Origin of the sequence: uncultured Enterovirga sp. (assembly GCF_964242715.1) — a bacterium.
GTDB lineage: Bacteria > Pseudomonadota > Alphaproteobacteria > Rhizobiales > Beijerinckiaceae > Enterovirga.
Window position 1 is genome coordinate 47,909 of record NZ_CAXTAZ010000026.1, and the last position, 19,466, is coordinate 67,374.

General features: G+C 69.5%; 18 protein-coding genes. 8 read left to right on the forward strand and 10 right to left on the reverse strand.

Annotated elements, in window-relative coordinates; genetic code table 11:
• Position 1: 1 nt before the first annotated feature.
• Genes ACFE87_RS14110 through ACFE87_RS14120 form a run of 3 tightly spaced genes read left to right on the forward strand, consistent with a single transcriptional unit; the run spans position 2 to position 4,922 of the window.
• The gene (locus ACFE87_RS14110) at positions 2 to 2,494 is read left to right on the forward strand and encodes an ATP-binding cassette domain-containing protein (protein WP_375460280.1); all 2,493 of its coding nucleotides are present in this window, start codon (positions 2 to 4) and stop codon (positions 2,492 to 2,494) included.
• Between the two features lie 5 nt (positions 2,495 to 2,499).
• Complete coding sequence (locus tag ACFE87_RS14115) at positions 2,500 to 3,732, forward strand: amidohydrolase family protein (protein ID WP_375460281.1); 1,233 nt, start codon at positions 2,500 to 2,502, stop codon at positions 3,730 to 3,732.
• Positions 3,729 to 4,922: an amidase gene (locus tag ACFE87_RS14120; RefSeq protein WP_375460282.1), complete on the forward strand. Its 1,194-nt coding sequence runs from the start codon at positions 3,729 to 3,731 to the stop codon at positions 4,920 to 4,922. The genes ACFE87_RS14115 and ACFE87_RS14120 overlap by 4 nt, the downstream gene beginning before the upstream one ends.
• Positions 4,923 to 4,955: 33 nt before the next feature.
• Here the strand turns inward: ACFE87_RS14120 and ACFE87_RS14125 are convergent, their stop codons facing one another.
• From ACFE87_RS14125 to ACFE87_RS14140, 4 genes are read right to left on the reverse strand one after another with little or no spacing between them, the layout of a single operon-like run.
• A complete protein-coding gene (locus tag ACFE87_RS14125) occupies positions 4,956 to 5,747 on the reverse strand; it encodes an aspartate/glutamate racemase family protein (RefSeq protein WP_375460296.1) in 792 nt (263 codons plus the stop codon).
• Positions 5,748 to 5,770: 23 nt separating this feature from the next.
• Complete coding sequence (locus ACFE87_RS14130; protein WP_375460283.1) at positions 5,771 to 6,508, reverse strand: aspartate/glutamate racemase family protein; 738 nt, start codon at positions 6,506 to 6,508, stop codon at positions 5,771 to 5,773.
• 31 nt (positions 6,509 to 6,539) lie between these two features.
• Positions 6,540 to 7,316 (reverse strand): ABC transporter ATP-binding protein, encoded by a 777-nt coding sequence (locus ACFE87_RS14135; protein ID WP_375460284.1) that lies wholly within the window; start codon positions 7,314 to 7,316, stop codon positions 6,540 to 6,542.
• 2 nt (positions 7,317 to 7,318) lie between these two features.
• Positions 7,319 to 8,167 (reverse strand): ABC transporter permease, encoded by an 849-nt coding sequence (locus ACFE87_RS14140; RefSeq protein WP_375460285.1) that lies wholly within the window; start codon positions 8,165 to 8,167, stop codon positions 7,319 to 7,321.
• Between the two features lie 218 nt (positions 8,168 to 8,385).
• Here ACFE87_RS14140 and ACFE87_RS14145 point away from each other — a divergent pair, with 218 nt between their 5' ends.
• The 4 genes from ACFE87_RS14145 to ACFE87_RS14160 are packed head-to-tail and all read left to right on the forward strand — an operon-like array spanning position 8,386 to position 11,937.
• Positions 8,386 to 9,132, forward strand: coding sequence for a GntR family transcriptional regulator (locus tag ACFE87_RS14145; protein ID WP_375460286.1), 747 nt, complete (start codon positions 8,386 to 8,388; stop codon positions 9,130 to 9,132).
• Positions 9,133 to 9,163: 31 nt separating this feature from the next.
• The gene (locus ACFE87_RS14150) at positions 9,164 to 10,168 is read left to right on the forward strand and encodes an ABC transporter substrate-binding protein (protein WP_375460287.1); all 1,005 of its coding nucleotides are present in this window, start codon (positions 9,164 to 9,166) and stop codon (positions 10,166 to 10,168) included.
• 3 nt (positions 10,169 to 10,171) lie between these two features.
• Complete coding sequence (locus ACFE87_RS14155) at positions 10,172 to 11,143, forward strand: NAD-dependent epimerase/dehydratase family protein (protein WP_375460288.1); 972 nt, start codon at positions 10,172 to 10,174, stop codon at positions 11,141 to 11,143.
• Entirely contained in the window at positions 11,143 to 11,937 is a 795-nt protein-coding gene (locus ACFE87_RS14160; protein ID WP_375460289.1) for an SDR family NAD(P)-dependent oxidoreductase, read from the forward strand. The genes ACFE87_RS14155 and ACFE87_RS14160 overlap by 1 nt, the downstream gene beginning before the upstream one ends.
• 147 nt (positions 11,938 to 12,084) lie before the next feature.
• Here the strand turns inward: ACFE87_RS14160 and ACFE87_RS14165 are convergent, their stop codons facing one another.
• From ACFE87_RS14165 to atzF, 4 genes are read right to left on the reverse strand one after another with little or no spacing between them, the layout of a single operon-like run.
• Positions 12,085 to 12,864, reverse strand: a complete 780-nt coding sequence (locus ACFE87_RS14165; protein ID WP_375460290.1) for an ABC transporter ATP-binding protein — start codon at positions 12,862 to 12,864, stop codon at positions 12,085 to 12,087.
• Positions 12,857 to 13,684: an ABC transporter permease gene (locus ACFE87_RS14170; RefSeq protein WP_375460297.1), complete on the reverse strand. Its 828-nt coding sequence runs from the start codon at positions 13,682 to 13,684 to the stop codon at positions 12,857 to 12,859. The genes ACFE87_RS14165 and ACFE87_RS14170 overlap by 8 nt, the downstream gene beginning before the upstream one ends.
• Positions 13,685 to 13,725: 41 nt before the next feature.
• Positions 13,726 to 14,682 carry an ABC transporter substrate-binding protein gene (locus tag ACFE87_RS14175; RefSeq protein WP_375460291.1) on the reverse strand — a complete coding sequence of 319 codons (957 nt, stop codon included), beginning with the start codon at positions 14,680 to 14,682 and terminating at the stop codon, positions 13,726 to 13,728.
• A 52-nt stretch (positions 14,683 to 14,734) separates the two neighbouring features.
• The gene (gene atzF, locus ACFE87_RS14180; RefSeq protein WP_375460292.1) at positions 14,735 to 16,594 is read right to left on the reverse strand and encodes an allophanate hydrolase; all 1,860 of its coding nucleotides are present in this window, start codon (positions 16,592 to 16,594) and stop codon (positions 14,735 to 14,737) included.
• A 127-nt stretch (positions 16,595 to 16,721) separates the two neighbouring features.
• On the opposite strand from atzF, the gene ACFE87_RS14185 reads away from it, so the two are divergent.
• Entirely contained in the window at positions 16,722 to 17,642 is a 921-nt protein-coding gene (locus tag ACFE87_RS14185) for a LysR family transcriptional regulator (protein WP_375460293.1), read from the forward strand.
• A 39-nt stretch (positions 17,643 to 17,681) separates the two neighbouring features.
• Here ACFE87_RS14185 and ACFE87_RS14190 read toward each other — a convergent pair whose 3' ends face one another.
• Both ACFE87_RS14190 and ACFE87_RS14195 read right to left on the reverse strand, forming a co-directional pair.
• On the reverse strand, positions 17,682 to 18,008 hold the full coding sequence (locus ACFE87_RS14190) for a Rieske (2Fe-2S) protein (protein WP_375460294.1): 327 nt from the start codon (positions 18,006 to 18,008) through the stop codon (positions 17,682 to 17,684).
• A 32-nt stretch (positions 18,009 to 18,040) separates the two neighbouring features.
• Positions 18,041 to 19,318: an amidohydrolase/deacetylase family metallohydrolase gene (locus ACFE87_RS14195; RefSeq protein ID WP_375460295.1), complete on the reverse strand. Its 1,278-nt coding sequence runs from the start codon at positions 19,316 to 19,318 to the stop codon at positions 18,041 to 18,043.
• Between the last annotated feature and the right edge of the window lie 148 nt (positions 19,319 to 19,466).

Consider the following 19,466-nt stretch of genomic DNA (forward strand, 5'->3'; position numbering starts at 1 on the left):
GATGCGCGGGCGCGGGTGGTTCAGCGGTGACCGAGTCGAGTTGGCGCTGGGGCTCGGCGCGATCGCCCTGACGGCAGCCTTCGCGGGGCGGGCTGATGGCTACACGCTCTTCGTCGTCTCGCTCGTGCTCCTGACCGCGACGGTCGGGATCGGGCTCAATATCCTCCTCGGCCTCGCCGGGCTGATCTCGCTCGGCCACGTCGCCTTCTACGCCATCGGCGCCTACGCGGCCGCGATCCCGATGCTGGCCGGATGGAGCTTCTGGCTCGCCTGGCCCTTTGCCGGGCTGCTCTCGGCCCTGTTCGGCACCGCGCTGGCCGTGCCGGCTCTTCGGGCGCGCGGGCCGTATCTGGCCATGGTCACGATCGCCTTCGCGTTCATCGTCGAGAACGGCCTCGTCGAGTGGAAGGGGCTGACCGGCGGCGCCAACGGCCTGATGGGCATCATGCCGCCCACGCTCGGCTCCGTGATGCTGGCCGAGCGGGAGATGGCCTGGCTCGCGGCCGCGCTCTGCGCGGCGTCCCTCGTCGGCTTCGTGCTGCTGCGGCGGTCGCGGCTCGGTCGCGCCATGGTGGCGCTGCGGGACGCGGAGGACGCGGCGCAGTCGATCGGCATCCGGCCGATCCCGGTGCGGGGCTTCGCCTTCGCGCTCTCGGCCGCGCTCGCCGGGCTCGCCGGCGCGCTCTTCGCGCCGCTCCTCATGTTCATCAGCCCGGGCACCTTCCCGTTCTCGCAATCAATCCTGTTCCTACTCGCCGTCGTGGTCGGCGGGGCCGGATCGGTGATCGGGCCGCTCCTCGGGGCCGCGATCGTCGGCGTGCTTCCCGAACTCCTGTCCGGCCTGGCCGAATACCGCCTCCTCGTCTTCGGCGGGCTCCTGCTCGTCGTGCTCTGGCTCGCGCCGAACGGCATCGTCGGCGCCCTCGCGCGACTGCGGCGCGAGACGCCCGGCCCGGCGCCGGGCCGGGGCGCCTTCGACCTCGCCGGCTTCCTGCGCGGGGCCGAGCCGCGGCCGCTCGCGGTCGAGGGTCTCGCCATCGCCTTCGGGGGCGTGAAGGCCGCCTCGGACGTGTCCTTCGCGGCCGAGCCCGGCCGGATCACGAGTTTGATCGGGCCGAACGGGGCCGGCAAGACGACGGTGCTCAACATGATCGGCGGCTTCTACCGGCCCGATCGCGGCCGGGTGCAGCTCGGCGGCCAGGATCTCGCGGGCCGTTCCGCCGCGACCGTCGCCCGGGCCGGGATCGCCCGCACGTACCAGACGACGCAGCTCTTCGGCTCGACGAGCGCGCTGGACAACGTGTTGATCGCCCTGCCGGCCGGACTTGCCGAGCCGGGGGCGGCAGCCGAGGGACTGCTCGCGCTCGTCGGCTATGCCGGCCCGCTCACCACACGGGGCGCCGACCTGCCGCATATCGACCGTCGGCTCGTGGAGATCGCCCGCGCGCTCGCGACCCGCCCGGCCGTGCTCGTCCTCGACGAGCCCGCTGCCGGCCTGATGCGGGCCGAGAAGGGCGCCGTAGCCGCTTTGCTCCGGCGCATCGCGGATGCCGGCATTGCCGTGGTCCTCGTCGAGCACGATATGGCGCTGGTCATGGGCGTCTCGGACCATGTCGTCGTGCTGGATGCCGGCCGCGTCATCGCCGGCGGTACGCCCGACGCGGTCGCCCGCGACGCACGCGTGATCGCGGCCTATCTCGGCGAGGGTAATCGCGACGGACGCCCACGTCCGACACCGCGCGACCGGGCCGGCGCGACGGTGCTGGCAGCCCGCGCGGTGACGGCCGGCTACGGCGCTGCCCCCGTGCTGGAGGGGATCGACCTCGATATCACCGAAGGCGAATGCGTCGCGCTTCTCGGCGCGAACGGGGCCGGCAAGTCGACCCTGATGCGGGCCGTCTCCGGTCTCCTTCGGCCGATCGGCGGCCAAGTCGTCCTCGCCGGCGACGACGTCTCGCGCGAGCCTCCCTACGCCATCGCCCGGCGCGGCCTCGCGCTCGTGCCTGAGGGCCGGCAGGTCTTCCCGGAGCTGACGACGCGCGACAACATCCGGCTCGGCGCGTGGCGGCGCTCGGGTATCGACCTTGAGGCCGAACTCGACCGGGTGGTCGCCCTGTTCCCGCGTCTCCTCCAACGGCTCGACAGCCGGGCCGGCCTGCTGTCCGGGGGCGAGCAGCAGATGCTGGCCGTCGCCCGCGGCCTGATCGCCGATCCGAAGGTGCTCCTCCTCGACGAGCCCTCGCTCGGGCTCGCGCCGGCCATCACGGCCGAGCTGTTCGACATCCTGGCGGACCTCCGGGATCGGCGCGTCACCATCCTGGTCGTCGACCAGATGGCCGATCTCGCGCTCGGGATCGCCGATCGGGGCTACCTCGTCGAGACCGGCCGCGTCGTGCGCTCCGGCCCGGCCGCCGCGCTCCGGCAGGATGGCGGCCTCGAAGCCGCCTATCTCGGCCGCCCCGCCGAACCTCCACGCCTCACCGCAGCGGAATAGAAATCTTGGCTTTCGATATCATCCTGCGCGGCGCCCGTCTCGACCGCGGCGACGGCCCCCTCCTCGACATCGGCATCCGGGACGGCCGAATCGCGGCGCTGGAACCCGCGCTTCAGGCGGACGGACCGGAGGAGCGGCTCGACGGACGCCTCGTCGTGCCGGGCTTCGTCGAGACGCATATCCACCTCGACAAGTCCTGCCTGCTCGGCCGCTGCCAATGCCACGAGGGGACGCTGGACGAGGCCATCGCGGCCGTAGCCGAGGCGAAGAGGAACTTCACCGAGGAGGACGTCTATGCCCGGGCCGAGCGGACCCTGGCTAAGTCGATCCTGCAGGGCACGATGCGGATGCGGACCCATTGCGAGGTCGATCCCCGCATCGGGCTGACCAGCCTCAAGGCGCTCACCCGCCTTCGCCAGGATTACGCCTGGGCGATCGACGTTCAGATCTGCGTCTTCCCGCAGGAGGGCCTGCTCGACGATCCCGGCTGCGAGGACGTCATGGTGGCGGCCCTCGAGAGCGGCGGTGACGTGGTTGGCGGCGCGCCCTACATGGACAAGGATTCGCACGGCCAGATCGCCCGGATCTTCGAACTCGCCAAACGCTACGAGATCGACATCGACTTCCATCTCGATTTCGGGCTCGACCCGACGCATCTCGACGTCGAGGAGGTCTGCCGCCTCACGGACCAATACGGCTGGGGCGGTCGCGTCGCCGTCGGCCACGTCACGAAGTTCTCGTCTGTCTCGCCGGACAAGTTCGCCGAGATCGCCGCCCGCCTTGCCCGGTCGGGCGTCGCCGTGACGGTCCTGCCCTCGACCGATCTCTTCCTCACCGGCCGCGACCATGATCGCGACGTGCCGCGCGGCGTGACGCCGGCGCACAAGTTCTTAGGGAGCGGCGTCACCTGCTCGCTCTCGACCAACAACGTCCTGAACCCGTTCACGCCCTTCGGGGATTGCTCGCTCATTCGGATGGCGAACCTCTACGCCAACATCGCCCAGGTCGGCACGCCCGCCGGGATGGCGGACTGCCTCGACATGGTGACGAGCCAGTCCGCCAGACTCCTGAACCTGTTCGACTACGGGGTCGCGCCCGGCAATCCGGCCGACCTCGTCGTGCTGGATTGCGACGGCCCCTCGAACGCGGTCGCCGAGATCGCCCAGCCGCTCTTCGGGCTGAAGGCCGGAGAGCGCACCTTCACCCGCCCCGCGCCGACCATGCATCGCCCGCGATGAGCGCGCTCCAGGACAGCGTCGGCGCCTTCGTCCCGCATGGCCTCGTCGAGCGGCAGGACCGGACCGACGGCCCGCTCGCGGGGCTCACCTTCGGGCTGAAGGACTTCTTCGACCTGGCCGGCACGCCGACCGGGGCGGGCTCGCCCGAATGGCTCGCGACTCATCCGGTCCCGGACAGCACCGCGCCCGCGATCGAGCCACTCTTCGCGGCCGGCGCCCGGCTCGTCGGCAAGACCCAGACCGACGAGATGGCCTGGAGCCTGAACGGCGAGAACGCCCATTACGGCACGCCCCGCAACGTCGCCGCGCCGGGCCGCATCCCGGGCGGATCTTCCTCCGGCTCCGCCGCCGCGACCGCGGCCGGCCTCGTCGATTTCGCGATCGGATCGGATACGGGAGGCTCGGTACGGCTGCCGGCCTCCTATTGCGGCCTCTACGGCATCCGCACGACGCATGGACGCATCCCGCTCGATGGCGCCGTGCCGCTCGCCCCGAGCTACGACACGATGGGCTGGTTCGCCCGCGACCCGGAGACCTTCCGGCGCGTCGGCCGTGTCCTGCTCGCGTTGCCCGGGAGCGACGCCGTCCCGGGCCGGCTTCTGGTTGCCCGCGACCTCTTCCGGCGCGCGGGCCCTGAGGTCGAAGCTGCGCTCTCGGCTTCGCTCTCCCGCGCGAAGGCCGTCTTCGCGACTGTCGAAGAGGTTACGGTCGCGGGCGACGACCTGCCGGCGTGGCGGAACGCCTTTCGGCTGATCCAGTCCGACGAAGCCTGGGCGGCGCATGGCGCCTGGGTCGAGGCCGCGAAGCCGGAATTCGGGCCCGGAATCCGCGAGCGCTTCGCGGCTGCCGCTCGGCTCGATCCCGCGGAGGTGGCCGAGGCACGCCGCCTGCGCGAGACGATCCGGACCCGGATGCGGGACCTCGTCGCGGGCGCGATCCTCGTCCTGCCGACCGCTCCCGGCATCGCGCCGCTGCTTGCCACCCCGGAGCCGGAGCTCGACCTGTTCCGGGCGAAGGCCCTCGAGATCCTCTGCCCGGCCGGCCATGCGGGCCTGCCGCAGATCTCGATCCCGGCCGGCACGATCGAGGGCTGCCCGGTCGGGATCTCGCTCGCCGCCTCACCCGGCTCGGACCAGATCCTGCTCGACATCGCGGTCGCGCTCGGCCGCCTCGACGGACACGCGGCATAGTCGAGTTCTCGAAGCGGCATCCACCTGCAGCGATTAATCGCGCTGGAGGCCCCGTCGATCGGGCCGGATGGACGATGGTCCATCCGTGTGGGCGATCCGGCCGGCCAGGGCCTCGGGCAGGCCGATGGCCGGCTTGGCCGGGGGGCGGCGAAAGGTGCCGGCCGTGGCCTTGCGCGGGCGCAGCGCGACCAGGGCCTCGGCCAACTTCACCGCGGCCGCCACCTGGTCCACCACCGGCACCGAAATGCGGTCGGCGACTTTCGCCGCCAGCCCGGCGAGCGGCGCGCCGGCCAGGATCACCACGTCGGCGCCATCCTCGTTGACGGCCCGGAGCGCCAGCTCGACGAGAAGGCCCTCCTTCTCCTCCTGCACGTCCGAGACCTGCTGGAAAGGGCTGTCGAGCATGCGGATGCCGGCGCAGCGCCCGGCGAGGCCGTTGGCCGCCACACAATCCTCGTACCAGGGCCCGAGCGCACGCGCGAAGGTCACGATGGCAAAGCGTCGCCCCAGCATGCAGGCGCCGAGCATCGCGGCCTCGGCCATGCCGACGACCGGGATATCGAACAGCTCGCGCGCGCCGAGCAGGCCGGGATCGCCGAAGGCCGCTATGATCGCAGCATCGACAGTCTGGTGGTGCTCGGCCAGCATCTCGAGCGCGATCGCGCCGCCGATCTGCGCTTCCGCCCGGCTGGCAATATAGGGCAGGCCGCGTGTCGCGGTGACCGGTACAATGGTGGTGCCGACCGCCGTGACGGCCTCGGCGGCCGCGCTCATACGCTCGGTCATGGCCGTCGTGGTGTTCGGATTGAGCAACAGGATCCGGATGGGCTCGCGAACCATCGTGCCGCTCATAAAGCCGCCGCGGCAGCCTCGGCCGGTTTGGCCGCGGCATCATGGAACAGCCGGCCCCAGGACTTCAGGGAAAGTGGATCGGCGCCGATCAGCCGGAGGCTCTGCCACAGAGTCACGGCGATCGAATCGTAGACCGGCACCCCGAGCTCCCGCTCCAGATCGGCGGCGATCCGAGCGCCGCGCATGTTGGTGCAGACGATCGCAACCGCATCGCAGCCCTCCGCCACCACCTCCCTGACCAGGCCGGCGATCGTCGCCTCGTCGACCTCGGCGAAGGAGAAATTGTCGCGCAGATTCAACGCTCTCTCGGCCGTGCACGGGAAGCCGGCCGCCGCCCAATTGGCCATGATCCGCGCTTGCACGTCGGCCGTATAGGGCGTCACCAGTCCGATGCGGCGGGCACCCGTGAGCTCGAAGACCTCGCGGAAGGCGAGCACCGAAGTGCCCGCCGGAATGCCGGTCGCGGCCGTGATCGCGGCGCAGAGGCGCTCGTCCTGGGCAAAACCGAGCCAGCCGGCCGAGGTGCCGTTCCAGGCGATCACATCCACCTTGGCATGGGCGAGCAGCTCGGCCGCCGCCACCATGCCGTCCGGCGCGAACTGCCCGAGCGCCTGGTCCGACAGGGCGATCTCGGTCACGCGGAAGCGGCTGAAATGCACGCTGACCCCGTCGAGGTCCGCCACCATGGCGGCCATCATCGGCTCGAGCACGGTGTTGGAGGACGGGGTCAGCATCCCGAGGCGAAACGCCCGGGATCGGCGCGGATCAGGCTGCACGGCGCACCAGGGTGGCTTCCTCGCGGATCAGGCCGAGGACGCGGCGCTTGGCGTCGTTGAAGGCCGGGCTGGTGATGTCGCGCGGGCGCGGCATGTCGAACTCGAAATCCTCGCGGATGCGGCCCGGTCGGCGGGTCATTACGGCGATGCGGTTGCCGAGCACGAGCGCCTCGTCGACGCTGTGCGTGACGAAGACGATCGTGCAGGCGATGCGCTGCCAGATCTGCACGAGTTCCTCCTGCATCTCGAGCTTCGTCTGCGCATCGAGCGCCGCGAAGGGTTCGTCCATCAGGATGACGCGCGGATTCATCAGCAGGGCGCGGGCGATGCCGACGCGCTGGTTCATGCCGCCCGAGAGTTCGGAGGGGAAATGGCCCTCGAAGCCGGTAAGGCCGACGAGGTCGATGAAGCGCTGGGCGCGCTCGCGCCGCTCCGCCTTGCCGAGGCCCTTCAGCTTGAGATGGAAAGCGACATTGTCGGCGACGGTCAGCCACGGCATCAGCGTCGGCTGCTGGAACACGACGCCGCGATCGGCGCCTGGCTTCTCGACGGGCACGCCGCCGACCTCGATGCGCCCGGCGCTCGGCTGCTCGAAGCCCGCGATCATGTTGAGCAGGGTCGATTTCCCGCAGCCGGAGGGTCCGAGCAGGCAAACGAAATCGTGGTCGGCGATCGTCATCGACACGTTGTCGATCGCCACCACGTCGCGGTCGCGCGACCGGTCGGTGAAGGTCTTGCTGATGTTGCGGATGGCGATCTCGGCCATGCTCAGCCCTCCCTGCCCTGAACGGTGGTGGCGCGCTGCCAGCGCAGGACGGAGTTCATCAGGCTCTTGATGGCGTAGTCGGACAGGTAGCCGAGCAGGCCGATCGACACCATCGCGGCGATGACGATGTCGTAGCGCAGGAAGTAGTAGGAATCCCACAGCACGTAGCCGACGCCGCTCTTCACGGCCACCATCTCGGCCGTGACCGTGAGCATCCAGGCGGAGCCGACCGCGATGCGCAGACCGGCGAAGATCGAGGGCAGGGCCGCCGGCACGACGATGTTCCAGAGCAGCTGGCGCTCGGTCGCACCCATCATGGCGCCCGCCCGGATGAGGTTGCGGTCGATCGTCTTCACGCCGTGGATCGTGTTCATCAGGATCGGGAAGAAGGCGCCGAGGAAGACCAGGAAGATCGCCGGCTTGTCGGCGATGCCGAACCAGATGATGGCGAGCGGGATCCACGAGACCGGCGGGATCGGCCGCAGCATCTGCAGGGTCGGCTCGATCGTCTTCTCGACGAAGCGCGACCAGCCGATCGCCGTCCCGATCCCGATCCCGGCCAAAGCCGCGATCGAGAAGCCGACCGACACGCGCCATGTGCTGGAGAAGGCGTCGCGCAGCCAGGTGCCGGAATAGTTCTGCGTGGACTCGTCCCAGCCGACGATCCAGTCGGAGAGGGCGTGCAGCACGGCCGAGGGCGGCGGCAGCAGGGCCGGCGGCAAGTAGCCGGAGCGGGAGAAGATCTCCCAGCCGACGAGCAGCAGGACGGGTACGGTCAGGCGCTCGGCCTTGGAGCGAAGGCCGAGGCTCCTGAAGAGCGGGGCGGGCAGCGAGGCAGTCGCCGTTTGCATGGCGTGGCTCCGGATGGGTCGCGCGATCCTCGAGCGGGCCCGCGCGTCGGTCTGGTCCCAAGTTCAGCCGGCCAACGGACAGCGCAAGGAGCTTTCGGCACGCTGCATACAATTGCTGCCTAGTGCTTGAAGAACCGACAGTTTCTGCGGCTTAAATCGGCATCGCACGACCCGTTTCGCGGTTAAGCTGCCCGCATGTCGCCGAGCCGCAGCCGCCCATGAACGACCTTGCGCCCCGCCGCGGGCGTCCCCGCAAGAATGCTGGCATCGTTTTCGCCACCTCGGTCCGCGTGGTGCGGGCGGGGCTGCACGAACATGCGGCCGAGCGGTTGCGCGACATGATCGTTCGTGGCGACCTCGCGCCCGGCGCGACGCTGGTCGAGGCCGAATTGTCGGCAGCGCTCGGCATCTCCCGCACCCCCCTGCGGGAGGCGCTGAAGCTGCTGGCGCAAGGCGGGCTGGTCGAATTGCGCACGAACCGCAGCGCCTCCGTGCGCTGCCTCGCCGCGCCCGATATCCGCGAGGTGTTCGAGGCCCTGGGCGGCCTTGAGCGTCTTGCGGCAGAATTCGCCGCCCAGCGGATCACTCCGGCCGATCTCGCCCGCCTGCACGATCTGCAGCGCGAGATCGAACACGAGCACGATGCCGGCCGGCGAGACGCCTATTTCACCGCCAACCGTAGCATCCACCGCATTATCGTCGAGGCGGCCCGCAACCGGCCGCTGGCGGACGCGCATGCGACGCTCCTCGCGCGCGCCGACCAGGTGCGCTTCTTCGCTTTGCGCCTCGAGGATCGCTGGGAACAGTCCATCATCGAGCATCGCGACATCCTGGCCGCCCTCGAAGCCCGCGACGCCGTCAAGGCCGGGCAGCTTCTCGGCATCCATGTCGGCCACACGGCCGATGTCGTCGCCAAATGCCTGGCTGCCGACGCCGCCGAGACGGCAGGCTCCCAGGCAGCCTGACCCGCATCGAACCCCAACAGGAGTATCCTCGATGAAACGATTGTTGCGTGTGTTGTCCGTCCTTGCGCTAGCCCCGATGCTGACCTTCGCGGCGGCCGCGCAGGACAAGCCCAAGCTGAAGCTCGGCTTCGCCAAATGCGCCCATTGCACGCCGCTCGTCTTGACGCCGGACTACGCGAAGGACATCGATCTCGAGGTCATCGGCTTCAACACCGGCAACGACGTGCTGACCGCGCTCGTCTCGAAGAGCATCGACGTCGCCCAGGTGACCTACCTGCATTACGCGACCGCGCTCGATAAGGGCTTCGACGTCGTGGCGATCTCGGGCCAGGTGAATGGCGGCTCGCAGATGCTCCTCAGCAACGATCTGCCCGTGAAGGAGAATGACTGGGCCGGATTGAAGGCGCTCATCGCGCAGCGCAAAACCGCCGGCAAGCCGCTCAAGGTGGCGGCCTCGCGCGGCAACGCGCAGGATCTCCACATGCGGGGCGCCTTTGCCAAGCAGGGCATCGACGTCAACAAGGATGTCGAGTTCGTCAACATCCCGAACCCGTCGGACCATGCCCAGGCTCTGCGCCGCGGCGAGGTCGACCTGATCTGCTCGGTCGAACCCTTCGCCACCCAGATCCGGCAGGTCGGCGCCGGCAAGTTCTTCGGGTTTCCCTATGACCAGCCCGCCGGCAAGCTCACCAACCTGATGGTCACCCGCTCGGACGTCGTGGCGTCCAACCGCAAGGCGCTGCAATCGACGGTGGGCGCCATCGTCAAGGTCAACGACTATGTCGCGGCCAATCACGATGCCTGGATCGGCGTCATCACCAAGGTGACCGGCCTCGACAAGGCGATCGCGGCCGGCGCGATCGAGAACCTGCAGCCGGATTACAAGATGTACCGGACCCAGGCGCTCGCCATCGCCGTCATGATGCGGGACCTCAAATATATCAGCCGCGACGTCTCGGCCGAGCTCGTCAAGAACATGGATTACAGCTTCCTCGAAGCCGCCGCCGGCAAGCCGAAGGGCGAACTCGGCGACTGAGCCATGGTCATCGCGGTGACGGGGGCCTCCGGCTTCGTCGGGGCCGCCCTGTGCGAGGCCCTGGTGGTGCGTGGCGAACACGTGGTCGGGATCGACCGGCCGGGCGCACCGGCCGGCCATCACTCCGGCCCGGGTCGCTTCACATTCTGCCCGCTGGACGTGCGCGAGCCGGGTGGGCTCGACCCGATCCTGGCCCGGCACGGCGTCGACCGGCTGGTGATCGGGGCCGCGATCACGGCTGACGAGGCGCGCGAACGGCGCGATCCCGCCTCGATCATCGCGGTCAATGTCGCCGCGGTCGCCGACGCCATCCGGGCGGCGGCCGAGGCCGGCGTCGAGCGGATGGTGTTTCTCGGCTCGGGCGCCGTCTACGGCGACAGCGCCTATGAGGCTGAGCCGCTGGTCGAGGATGTCACGCCTTCGCGCCCACGCTCGCTCTACGCGATCTCGAAACAGGCGGCGGAGGCGACGGTGTTGCGCCTCGCCGACACCTTCGGGGCCGACATCGTGGCGGCGCGTCTCGGCACCTGCTTCGGCCCGTATGAGCGCGCCACCGGCCTGCGGGATACGTTGAGCGCGCCCTTGCAGGTGCTGCAGCGGGCGCAGGCGGGCGAGCCGATCCGCCTGCCCCGACCCCATACCCGCGACTGGCTCTACGTCCGCGACGCGGTCGCCGGCATCCTGGCGCTCCTCGACGCACCCGCCCTGCCGCACCGCGTCTACAACGTCGCGGCAGGATTTCGATGGTCGGTCGCGGCATGGTGCGCCTGCCTCGCCGAACGGATGCCGGGCGTGGACTGGTCGCTCAGCGGCCCGGAAGACGGCACGATCGCGCTCTACGATGCAGCCGATCGCGCCCCGATGGGGATCGCCCGCATCCTGGCCGATACGGACTACCGCCCGCGCTACGACATGGCGGCGGCGGCCGACGATTTCCTCGCCTTCCTGGCCGCCGAACACCCGCGTGAATCTTGATGCCTGACGCTGCCTTCACAGAGCGCCGCCTCGCCGGCCAGACCTGCATCGTCACCGGCGCCGCCTCGGGGATCGGCCGCGCCATCGCCCGGCTGTTCGCCCGCCACGGGGCTCAGGTGGTGGTGGCCGACGTGAGCGAGACCGTGCTGGAAGGCGGCGCGCCCACGGTGGCGACGATCCTGGAGGACGGCGGCCAGGCGATCTTCCGGCACACCGACGTGTCCGACGAGGCCGCCGTCCGTGCGCTGGTCGACACGACGGTCGAGCGGTTCGGCCGGCTCGACGTCATGGTCAACAATGCCTGCATCCGCCACGCCCGCCGGCTGACCGAGATGGATCGGGGCGATTGGGATCGCATGATGGCGGTCAACCTGACGGGCGTGTTCCTGTGCTGCCGGGAGGCGGCACGCCAGATGCTCACCCAGGAGATCCGCGACGAGGCGCGCGGGCGCATCGTCAACCTGTCGTCGCAGCACGGCATGATCGCCGCGCCCGAGGACATCGCCTACGGCGTGAGCAAGGCCGGCATCGCCTATCTCACCCAGCAGATCGCGGCCGATTACGCCGCCGACCACATCATCTGCAACGCGGTGGCGCCGGGCAAGATCGTGACCGGCCAGGGCGGCCGCCTGCTCGACGAAGCCGTGCTCGACCGCGCCCGGCGGCGCACACCCTGGCCGCGCTTCGGCCGCCCCGACGACGTCGCCAACGCAGCCCTGTTCCTGGCAAGCGCCGAGGCGAGCTACATCACCGGCATCAACCTGATGGTCGATGGCGGCTGGATGGCAGCCTGACAACGTATCGCCCATCGACAGGAGGCGCACGACCGATGCAGGCGACCTCATGGACGGGTCCGCTGGTCAGGAGTCCGGACGAGATCCAGCGCACCGGGAGAGCGCGAGTGCTCGATTGCGTCGTCTCGGACGTGGCGCGGCTGGCAGTCAAGCGGCCTTTCGTCCGTGGTGGCTGTGCAGCCGCAGGCCGAGGTCGCGCCGAATGGTGTTGAAATCGGGCGCAGCCACGTCGCGGGGACGGGCGAGACCGACGCGGAGTTCTGACTCGATGCGGCCGGGCCCGGGCGACATGACGACGACGCGGTCCGACAAGAAGATCGCCTCCTCGATCGAGTGGGTAACGAAGAGCACGGTGAGCCCCGTGCGGGACCAAAGGTCCAAAAGCTCGTCCTGCAGGCGCTCGCGGGTCATGGCGTCGAGCGCCCCGAAGGGCTCGTCCATGAGCACGATCTCGGCGTCGTTCGCGAGGACCCGGGCGATCGCGACTCGTTGCTTCATGCCGCCCGAGAGCTGGTGAGGATAGGCATCCGCGAAGCGGTTCAGCCCGACCAGCTCGACGAAGCGGTCGACCGTCTCGCGGACCTCGGCCCCCGGACGCCCGCGCGAAGCCGGCCCGAAGCCGATATTGCGGCGAACGGACAGCCACGGGAACAGGCCGTAATCCTGGAACACCATGCCGCGGCTCGGGGACGGACCGTCGATCGGCTTGCCCCACATCAGCACCTCCCCGGCGCTGGCCGTCTCGAAGCCGGCGACGATCCGGAGCAGCGTCGACTTTCCGCAGCCGGAGGCCCCGATCAGGCAGATGAACTCGCCCTTCCCGGCCGTGAGGTTCGCCCCTCGCAGGGCTTCGATTCGTTGGTCTCCGAGGCGGTATTCCTTCCCGACCCCACGCAGATCCAGGATCGGGATGGTGGGATCACCCATGGTTTGGGCTCCAGGCGAGAAGGCGCGCACCGACCAGCGTGACCAGCCGGTCCGACACGAAGCCGGCGACCCCGATGGTGATCATCCCCGAGATGACGATCTCCGTCCGGGACAGCTGGCGCGCCTCCATGATGATGGCGCCGAGCCCGGTCTGCACGCCCGTCATCTCGCCGATCACGATGACCACCCAGGCGAAGCCCAGCCCTAGACGCAGCCCGGTGAAGATCGCCGGGAGGGCCGCCGGGAGCACGACCGTGGCGAATTGCGCAGATCCCCGGCAGCCCAGCATGCTGGCCGCCTCGAGGAGGCGCGGCTCGACGTTTCGGACGCCGAAAACGGTGTTCAGGAGGATCGGGTAGAAGGCGCCAAGAAACACGAGAAAGAAGGCGGAGCGCGGCCCGAGCCCGAACATGATCATCGCGAGCGGCAGCCAGGCCGTCACCGGGATCGGCCGCAGGATCTGGATCGTCGGGTCGACGAGCTGTCGGATCAGAGTGACCCGTCCGATGAGGATGCCGAGCGGCAACGCCAAGACGAGCGCCAGCGCGAATCCACCATAGACCCGGCTTACCGAGGCGAGCAGGTGCACGTGCAGCGTCTGGCTGAAGGCGTCGTCGTTGAGGCCGCCGAAGACAAGGTCCCAGAGCGCGCGCGCCACCTCGAGCGGGGGCGGGATCAGAGAATAGGCCCGGCCCTGCGTGCTCACGTGCCAGAGCACCAGCACGGCGATCGGAAAGGCCGCGGCCAGGATCGGCCCGCGCAGCCGCGCGAGGCCCGCCGCGCCGCGACGCCGTGTCAGCCCGTCCTGTGAGGCCTGCACGGGCGCCGCGGTGATCGCGCCCGCGGCTTCGGCGAGGATCGTCACGCCGGCCTCATCTCGCTGACGAAGCGTGTGTCGAAGAAGTTCGTGAAGTCCGGCAATTGCTTGATCTGCTTCAGATCGAGCATGTGCTGGGCGTAGGTCTTCGACTGTTCGATCTCCGTCTCCCCGAACCGCCATGTCAGCTCGACATTGTCGGCCGAGGCCTCGATGGCCTCCTTTTTCTGCCCGAGCTTCGCGACCGCCATGGCGACCATCTCGGCCCTGTTCGCCATCGCGAAATCGGACGCGCGCCGGTGGATGCCGAGGACCACTCGGGTGAGGTCGGGCCGGCTGGCCAGGGTGTCGCGATGCGCGCCGAAGATCATGTTCAACGCCCCCATGGGCGTCGAGTAGGGATATTCGACGATCTTGCCGATCCCGGCCGCGAGGCTCACGCCCGGACCCGGTTCCGCGCCCACATAGGCGTCGATATCGCCGCGGGCGAGCGCGAGATGCATTTCACTGAACGAGACGCGGACCGGCTGAATGTCCCGAACGGACATGCCCTCCATCCGCAGCCGCTCGAGGATGAAGACCTCCTGGGTCGAGCCCGGCCAGATGGCGACCCGCTTATCCTTGAGATCCTTGATGGACTTGATCGGGCTGTCCTTGCCGGCCACGACCGCCATGCCCTTGTTGCAGGCCGAGGCGATGACGACGATCGGCTCGCGGGCAGCGGCGCCGAGGGTGGCGGCGGCAATGCCGAACATCCCGAAATCGACCGATTTCGTCACCACCGCATTCTTGCCCTCGGTCGGGCTTTCCAACGGGATCACCTCGACCCGGTACCCGGCCGGGGTGAAACGCTCGTAGAAGTGCGGCGCGATCGAGTGAATGAGCTTCAGCGCGCCCATTCTGATCACGGTCGGCTGCTGGGCCCGGAGCACCGTCGGAGCCGACAGGGCTGCTACGGATGCTGCACCTCCGGCGAGAATGTCACGTCGGCGAAAGGTCATGGCATGGCTCCCTGGGTGATCCGGATCGCTAGCAGCGGGCGTGCCAGCGCGTTCAAGCTGCCACGGCGTCCCGGGAGGCAAGGTAGGCCCGCCAGCCGCCGAATGCCGTGACGTTCCGTGCGCTCGCGACCGCATGCGGCTCGCATAGGAAGCCCTGGACCGACGATCCGTCGGCCAGCAGCACCGTGCCGATGCCAAGCGGCGCAGGGATTGCCGCGACGAAGGCCCCGAAGCCTGCGACCGGCAGGTCCCAGATTTCGAGCTCGATTCCGCCCTCCCCGCCGTCGCGCAGCAAGCCCGGCTTGGCGGGCGCGGTGCCGGCGAGGGCGTAGAGGCTGTAGCCCGAGGCGGACCTGGCCTTTCGGACGAACCGTCCACCCCGTTCCGTGACCTGCCCGTTCAACGGCATCCCGGTGAGGTGCGCGCCGACCACGGCCAGCGCGATGCGGTCGCCTGCCGGTTCCGGCTCGACGGCCGTTGTCCTCGCAAGGCCAAGTTCGGTCGCGGCGATCCGGGCCTCGGGCCACGCCCGATGCAGCCGGTCGCCCAGGAGCGCGAGCATGCCATCCGAAAAGGCGGGTCCGATCAGCTGCACGCCGACCGGCAACCCGGCTCGCGTGAGGCCGGCCGGCACGGCGAGGGCGGCCAGATCCATAAGGTTCACGAAGTTGGTGTAGCGGCCGAGGGAGCTGTTGCAGCCAATCGGATCGGCGCGCATCTCGGCGACCGTCGGATGCGAGGGCGCCGTCGGCAGCAGCATGACGTCCATGCCGGCCCATTGCGCAGCCGCTGCCCTCATGAGCTCGGCCAGGCGGTATTGGCCCTCGAAGGCGTCGACCGCGCTCCAGCGTGCACCCCCCAGCACGATGTCTCGCACGACGGGATCGATGCTGTCCGCATGGGCGCCCGCAAAGTCCCTGATCCCGGCAAGGCGCTCGGCCACCCAAGGTCCGTCGTAGAGGAGCTTTGCGGCGCCAGCGAACGGGGCAAAGTCGAGCGTGACCGGGACGCCGCCCAGAGCCTCGAGCCGTGCCGCGGCGGCCTCGTAGACGCGCGCGACCTCGGGATCGTCGCCCCTCCGGTCCTCCGCCGCGAGCAGGCCGAAGCGGAAGGGCATCTCCCGCCCGGCGAGCGTGTGGGGCGGCGCTGCCCGGGAGAAGGCATCTTCCGTGTCGAGCCCTGCCGCGACCCGGGTCACGGCCAGCGCGTCGGCAGCCGTCGCGGCAAAGACCGACACGCAATCCTGGCTGCGGCAGGCCGGGACCACGCCGCGCGTGCTGAGGAGCCCCTTGGTCGGCTTCAGACCGACGATGTTGTTGAAGCCGGCTGGAACCCGCCCCGACCCGGCCGTGTCGGTCCCGAGCGCGAAGGGGACGAGCCCCGAGGCGACCGCGACAGCCGATCCCGAGCTGGAGCCGCCCGAGATGCGCTCCGGGTCGAAGACCGAGGTCGGCGCTCCGTAGGGTGAGCGGGTGCCATTCAGGCCGGTCGCGAACTGGTCGAGATTGGTCTTCCCAACCGGGATGGCGCCGGCCGCCACGAGCCGCCTGATGACGACGGCCGAGCAGACGGGTTCGTAGGCGAAGTCCGGGCAGCCGGCCGTGGTCGGCAGACCCGCCACATCGATATTGTCCTTGACCGCGAAGGGTATGCCGAAGAGCGGCAGATGGGCGCCCCCGTTCAACCGGGCGGTCGCGTCGGCAAGGGTCGACGAAGCCAGCGCAAGGGGAGCGACCGTGATCCAGGTCGGCCGCTCGCCCGCGGCAACGATGCGGTCGAAGGCAGCACGGAGATCCGCTGCCGGGTCCCGGCTGCCGTCCCGATATGCGGCGGCAAGGGCTTCGATGCCGGCCGAGCCAGGCACCTCCTCATCGAGGACGATCTCGTTCCTGAATGTCGGGGAAGCCTGCATCGCACCGTCCGCATGCCGAAACCGTTGCGGCAGCGGAGAGGAGGCTACAGAGTAGCGTGTTGCGATCCAGTGCTCCTTTCCGAGCGCTCCGTTGTCGGAATCGCAACGACAACGCGGGAGGAGGCAGATGCGCCATGTCCGGACCCTCGCCATGATCGCCGATGTCGCGAAAAGCGGCTCGATCCGACGCACCGCCGAACGCCTCAACCTGACGCCGTCTGCCCTCACCCGACGCATTCAGGATTTCGAGCATGAGCTCGGGACGGAGATCTTCGAGCGCGTTCCGCACGGGATGCGGCTCAACGCTGCCGGAGAACTCGTGCTGCGGCATATCCGCGACCAGATGTCCGATCTGGAGCGGGTGCGCTCTCAGCTTGCGGACCTGTCAGGGGTGCGGCGGGGCCATGTCGCGGTCGCCTGCAGCCAGGCCTTCGCCGACCACGTGCTGCCGGACGAGGTGAATGCCTACCGGGCGCAGCACCCGCTCGTGTCCTTCACGGTCCAGGTGCGCGATCACTCCCATGGCATCGACGCGCTCATCGCTTACGAGGTCGACCTGGCCCTCGTCCTGCAACCCCCGCCCGCGCCCGAGATGCACGTCATGATGTCCAGCGAGCAGCCCCTTTGCGCGCTCATGGGAGCCGACCATCCGCTCGCCGCCCAGCCGGGTCCGGTGCGGTTACGCGATTGTTTTCGCTATCCGGTCGCGCTGCCGGACCGCTCGCTCGCCATCCGTCACCATCTCGAGGCCGCGGCGGTCCGGGCGGATCTCGCGTGGAGCATCGCGCTCGAATCCGGCTCGCTCGAGCTTCTGCGAAACTATGTGCGGCGGGAGCATGCGGTCTCGTTCCAGATCCCGAGTGGCATCCCGGCGGACCGGAGGGGCCTCCACGCCCGCCCGATCGACGGTCGCGACCTCGCGCCCGTGCTGATCGTGCTGGGACATCTGCGCGGGCGACGGCTGTCGATCGCGGCGGCGAAATTCGCGGACCAGATCGCCAGAAGGCTGCATGGCCACGATACGGCGGGCCAAGCCTGGTCAGGTTAGCCGCACCTCCATGTCCGCGCTGGTCGGAGCGCAGCGGCCTCAAGCCCCGCCGGGCAGGTCCACCAGCACGGATCGTCCCACGATCCTGACCGGATAGCGCCGCAGAGGCCTGGATACCCAGCCGGGCGAGATGCGGCCGTCCCCCAGAAGGTCGAAGAAGGCCTTGTGGCGGGGGCAATGCAGCCGGCCGTCGCGGCAATGTCCCTCCGAGAGGTCGGCCTGCTCGTGAGGGCAGGCCCTCTCGACGGCATGGACCCGCTCACCGTCACCTACGATCAGGAGGTCGTGGCCGCCGACCCGCGCCGGCCGGAGCGGGCGCGCGTGGAGGTCGTCCAAAGTGCAGGCGAACAGCCAGCCTCCGGGCACGGCGGGCGGCGGTGCCTGCGCCGGTTCGCCTCTCAGGCCGCGATGGCCTGGGGCAGGATCGGCGCCACGGCCTCGTGACGCCGGCCGGCCCGGAGGCAGAAGACCGGCTGGAGGAGCCGCTCGGCAATAACCTCGGTATGCTCGTTATCCCGTAGCACGAAGCGGCCCGAGAGTTCGGTCAGGACCGTGACGTCGGCCTCCATGCCGGGACGGAGCGCCCCGATCGTGTCCGTCAGCCCGAGCATTTCGGCCGGACACGATGTTACCATGGGGACCACCTGTTCGAGGGTGAGGCCGAGCGCCATCATCGAGCTCATCGCCTGGACAAGGCTGAACTTCGCCTGACCGGCGAAAGGGTGGTTTTCGTCGTCCGCATGTTCGGCAGGCGTGCCGGCGGGCGCCGGGACATGCGTGTTGTAGCCGTGGATGTCGGCCCCGAGCGTCGTCGGCACAATGCCGGCCGCGAGCGCGTTCTTGGCGAGCCGGTAGGAGAAGTGGCTACCATGCCCGACATCGACCTTCAGGCCGCGGTCGAGAGCCGCCTGGATAACGGGATGTACCTCTCCCTCGCGGTTCACGAATCCGCCCGGATGACGGGTGAAGGGATGGGCCAAGATGTCGCCCGGCCGGAGGAGCGGGATCACGCGCTCGAGGATCGTGTCGACATCCTCGCCGTTGGTGCCGCTCTCCGGCAGGCCCCAAAGCTGGCCGAAGTGGACATAGACCGGCAGGTCAGATTGTTTCCCGATTTCGGCCGCCATTTCCAGCACGCGGATACCCCAGCGGGCAAAGCCGCCGATCTCGGCATGGGCCTTGATCCCGCGCACGAGGTCGCGGTTTGCGACGGCGGACCTGACCGTCGCGTCGATGTCGACCCCGTCCGGGCTGTAGAGATCCGGGTAGAAATGGCCCTCGAGCCCGCCGACCAGATAGGCGGACAGGAAGGCGAGGCAGCGCGATTCCGCCTTCTCGGCAATGAAATGCCGGAAGCCGGGCAGGGTCATGCAGGAGGGCCCGCCCTGGTCGACCAAGGTGGTGACCCCCGACTGCACGCCGACCATGTCCGGCGCCATGCCGAAGCGGCCCGTGACGTATTGGTAGACATGCCCATGCGTGTCGATGAGGCCCGGCAGGACGAGCTTGCCCGAGACGTCCACCACCTCGCGGGCCGCGCTCGGCAGGATGTCGGTCTGCACGGCTGCGATCCGTCCGGCCTTCACGGCGACATCCATGATGCCGTCGATATTCGAGGCGGGACAGATCACGCGGCCGCCGCGGAGGATGTGATCGTAATGGGGTCCATCGGTCATGCAGTGTCACTCCCGGTGAGGGCCCATTCGGCCGGCTCAGCCGCTATGCGAAGCATGCGTCGCATTTGCAAGGCCGATGCCACGTCACAGCATTAGCAGGCTGTTGAAGAAGGCTCTCGAACGGCTTTGAGGACGGCCTCGTCGCCGA

Excerpts from the sequence above, each read along its gene's own strand:
- ACFE87_RS14150 (WP_375460287.1), top strand. The coding sequence starts at position 9,164 with ATGAAACGATTGTTGCGTGTGTTGTCCGTCCTTGCGCTAGCCCCGATG.
- ACFE87_RS14185 (WP_375460293.1), top strand. The coding sequence starts at position 16,722 with ATGCGCCATGTCCGGACCCTCGCCATGATCGCCGATGTCGCGAAAAGC.
- ACFE87_RS14140 (WP_375460285.1), bottom strand. The coding sequence starts at position 8,167 with ATGCAAACGGCGACTGCCTCGCTGCCCGCCCCGCTCTTCAGGAGCCTC.
- ACFE87_RS14155 (WP_375460288.1), top strand. The coding sequence starts at position 10,172 with ATGGTCATCGCGGTGACGGGGGCCTCCGGCTTCGTCGGGGCCGCCCTG.
- ACFE87_RS14195 (WP_375460295.1), bottom strand. The coding sequence starts at position 19,318 with ATGACCGATGGACCCCATTACGATCACATCCTCCGCGGCGGCCGCGTG.
- ACFE87_RS14110 (WP_375460280.1), top strand. The coding sequence starts at position 2 with ATGCGCGGGCGCGGGTGGTTCAGCGGTGACCGAGTCGAGTTGGCGCTG.
- ACFE87_RS14160 (WP_375460289.1), top strand. The coding sequence starts at position 11,143 with ATGCCTGACGCTGCCTTCACAGAGCGCCGCCTCGCCGGCCAGACCTGC.
- ACFE87_RS14145 (WP_375460286.1), top strand. The coding sequence starts at position 8,386 with ATGAACGACCTTGCGCCCCGCCGCGGGCGTCCCCGCAAGAATGCTGGC.
- ACFE87_RS14135 (WP_375460284.1), bottom strand. The coding sequence starts at position 7,316 with ATGGCCGAGATCGCCATCCGCAACATCAGCAAGACCTTCACCGACCGG.
- ACFE87_RS14165 (WP_375460290.1), bottom strand. The coding sequence starts at position 12,864 with ATGGGTGATCCCACCATCCCGATCCTGGATCTGCGTGGGGTCGGGAAG.
- ACFE87_RS14175 (WP_375460291.1), bottom strand. The coding sequence starts at position 14,682 with ATGACCTTTCGCCGACGTGACATTCTCGCCGGAGGTGCAGCATCCGTA.
- ACFE87_RS14120 (WP_375460282.1), top strand. The coding sequence starts at position 3,729 with ATGAGCGCGCTCCAGGACAGCGTCGGCGCCTTCGTCCCGCATGGCCTC.
- atzF (WP_375460292.1), bottom strand. The coding sequence starts at position 16,594 with ATGCAGGCTTCCCCGACATTCAGGAACGAGATCGTCCTCGATGAGGAG.
- ACFE87_RS14130 (WP_375460283.1), bottom strand. The coding sequence starts at position 6,508 with ATGCTGACCCCGTCCTCCAACACCGTGCTCGAGCCGATGATGGCCGCC.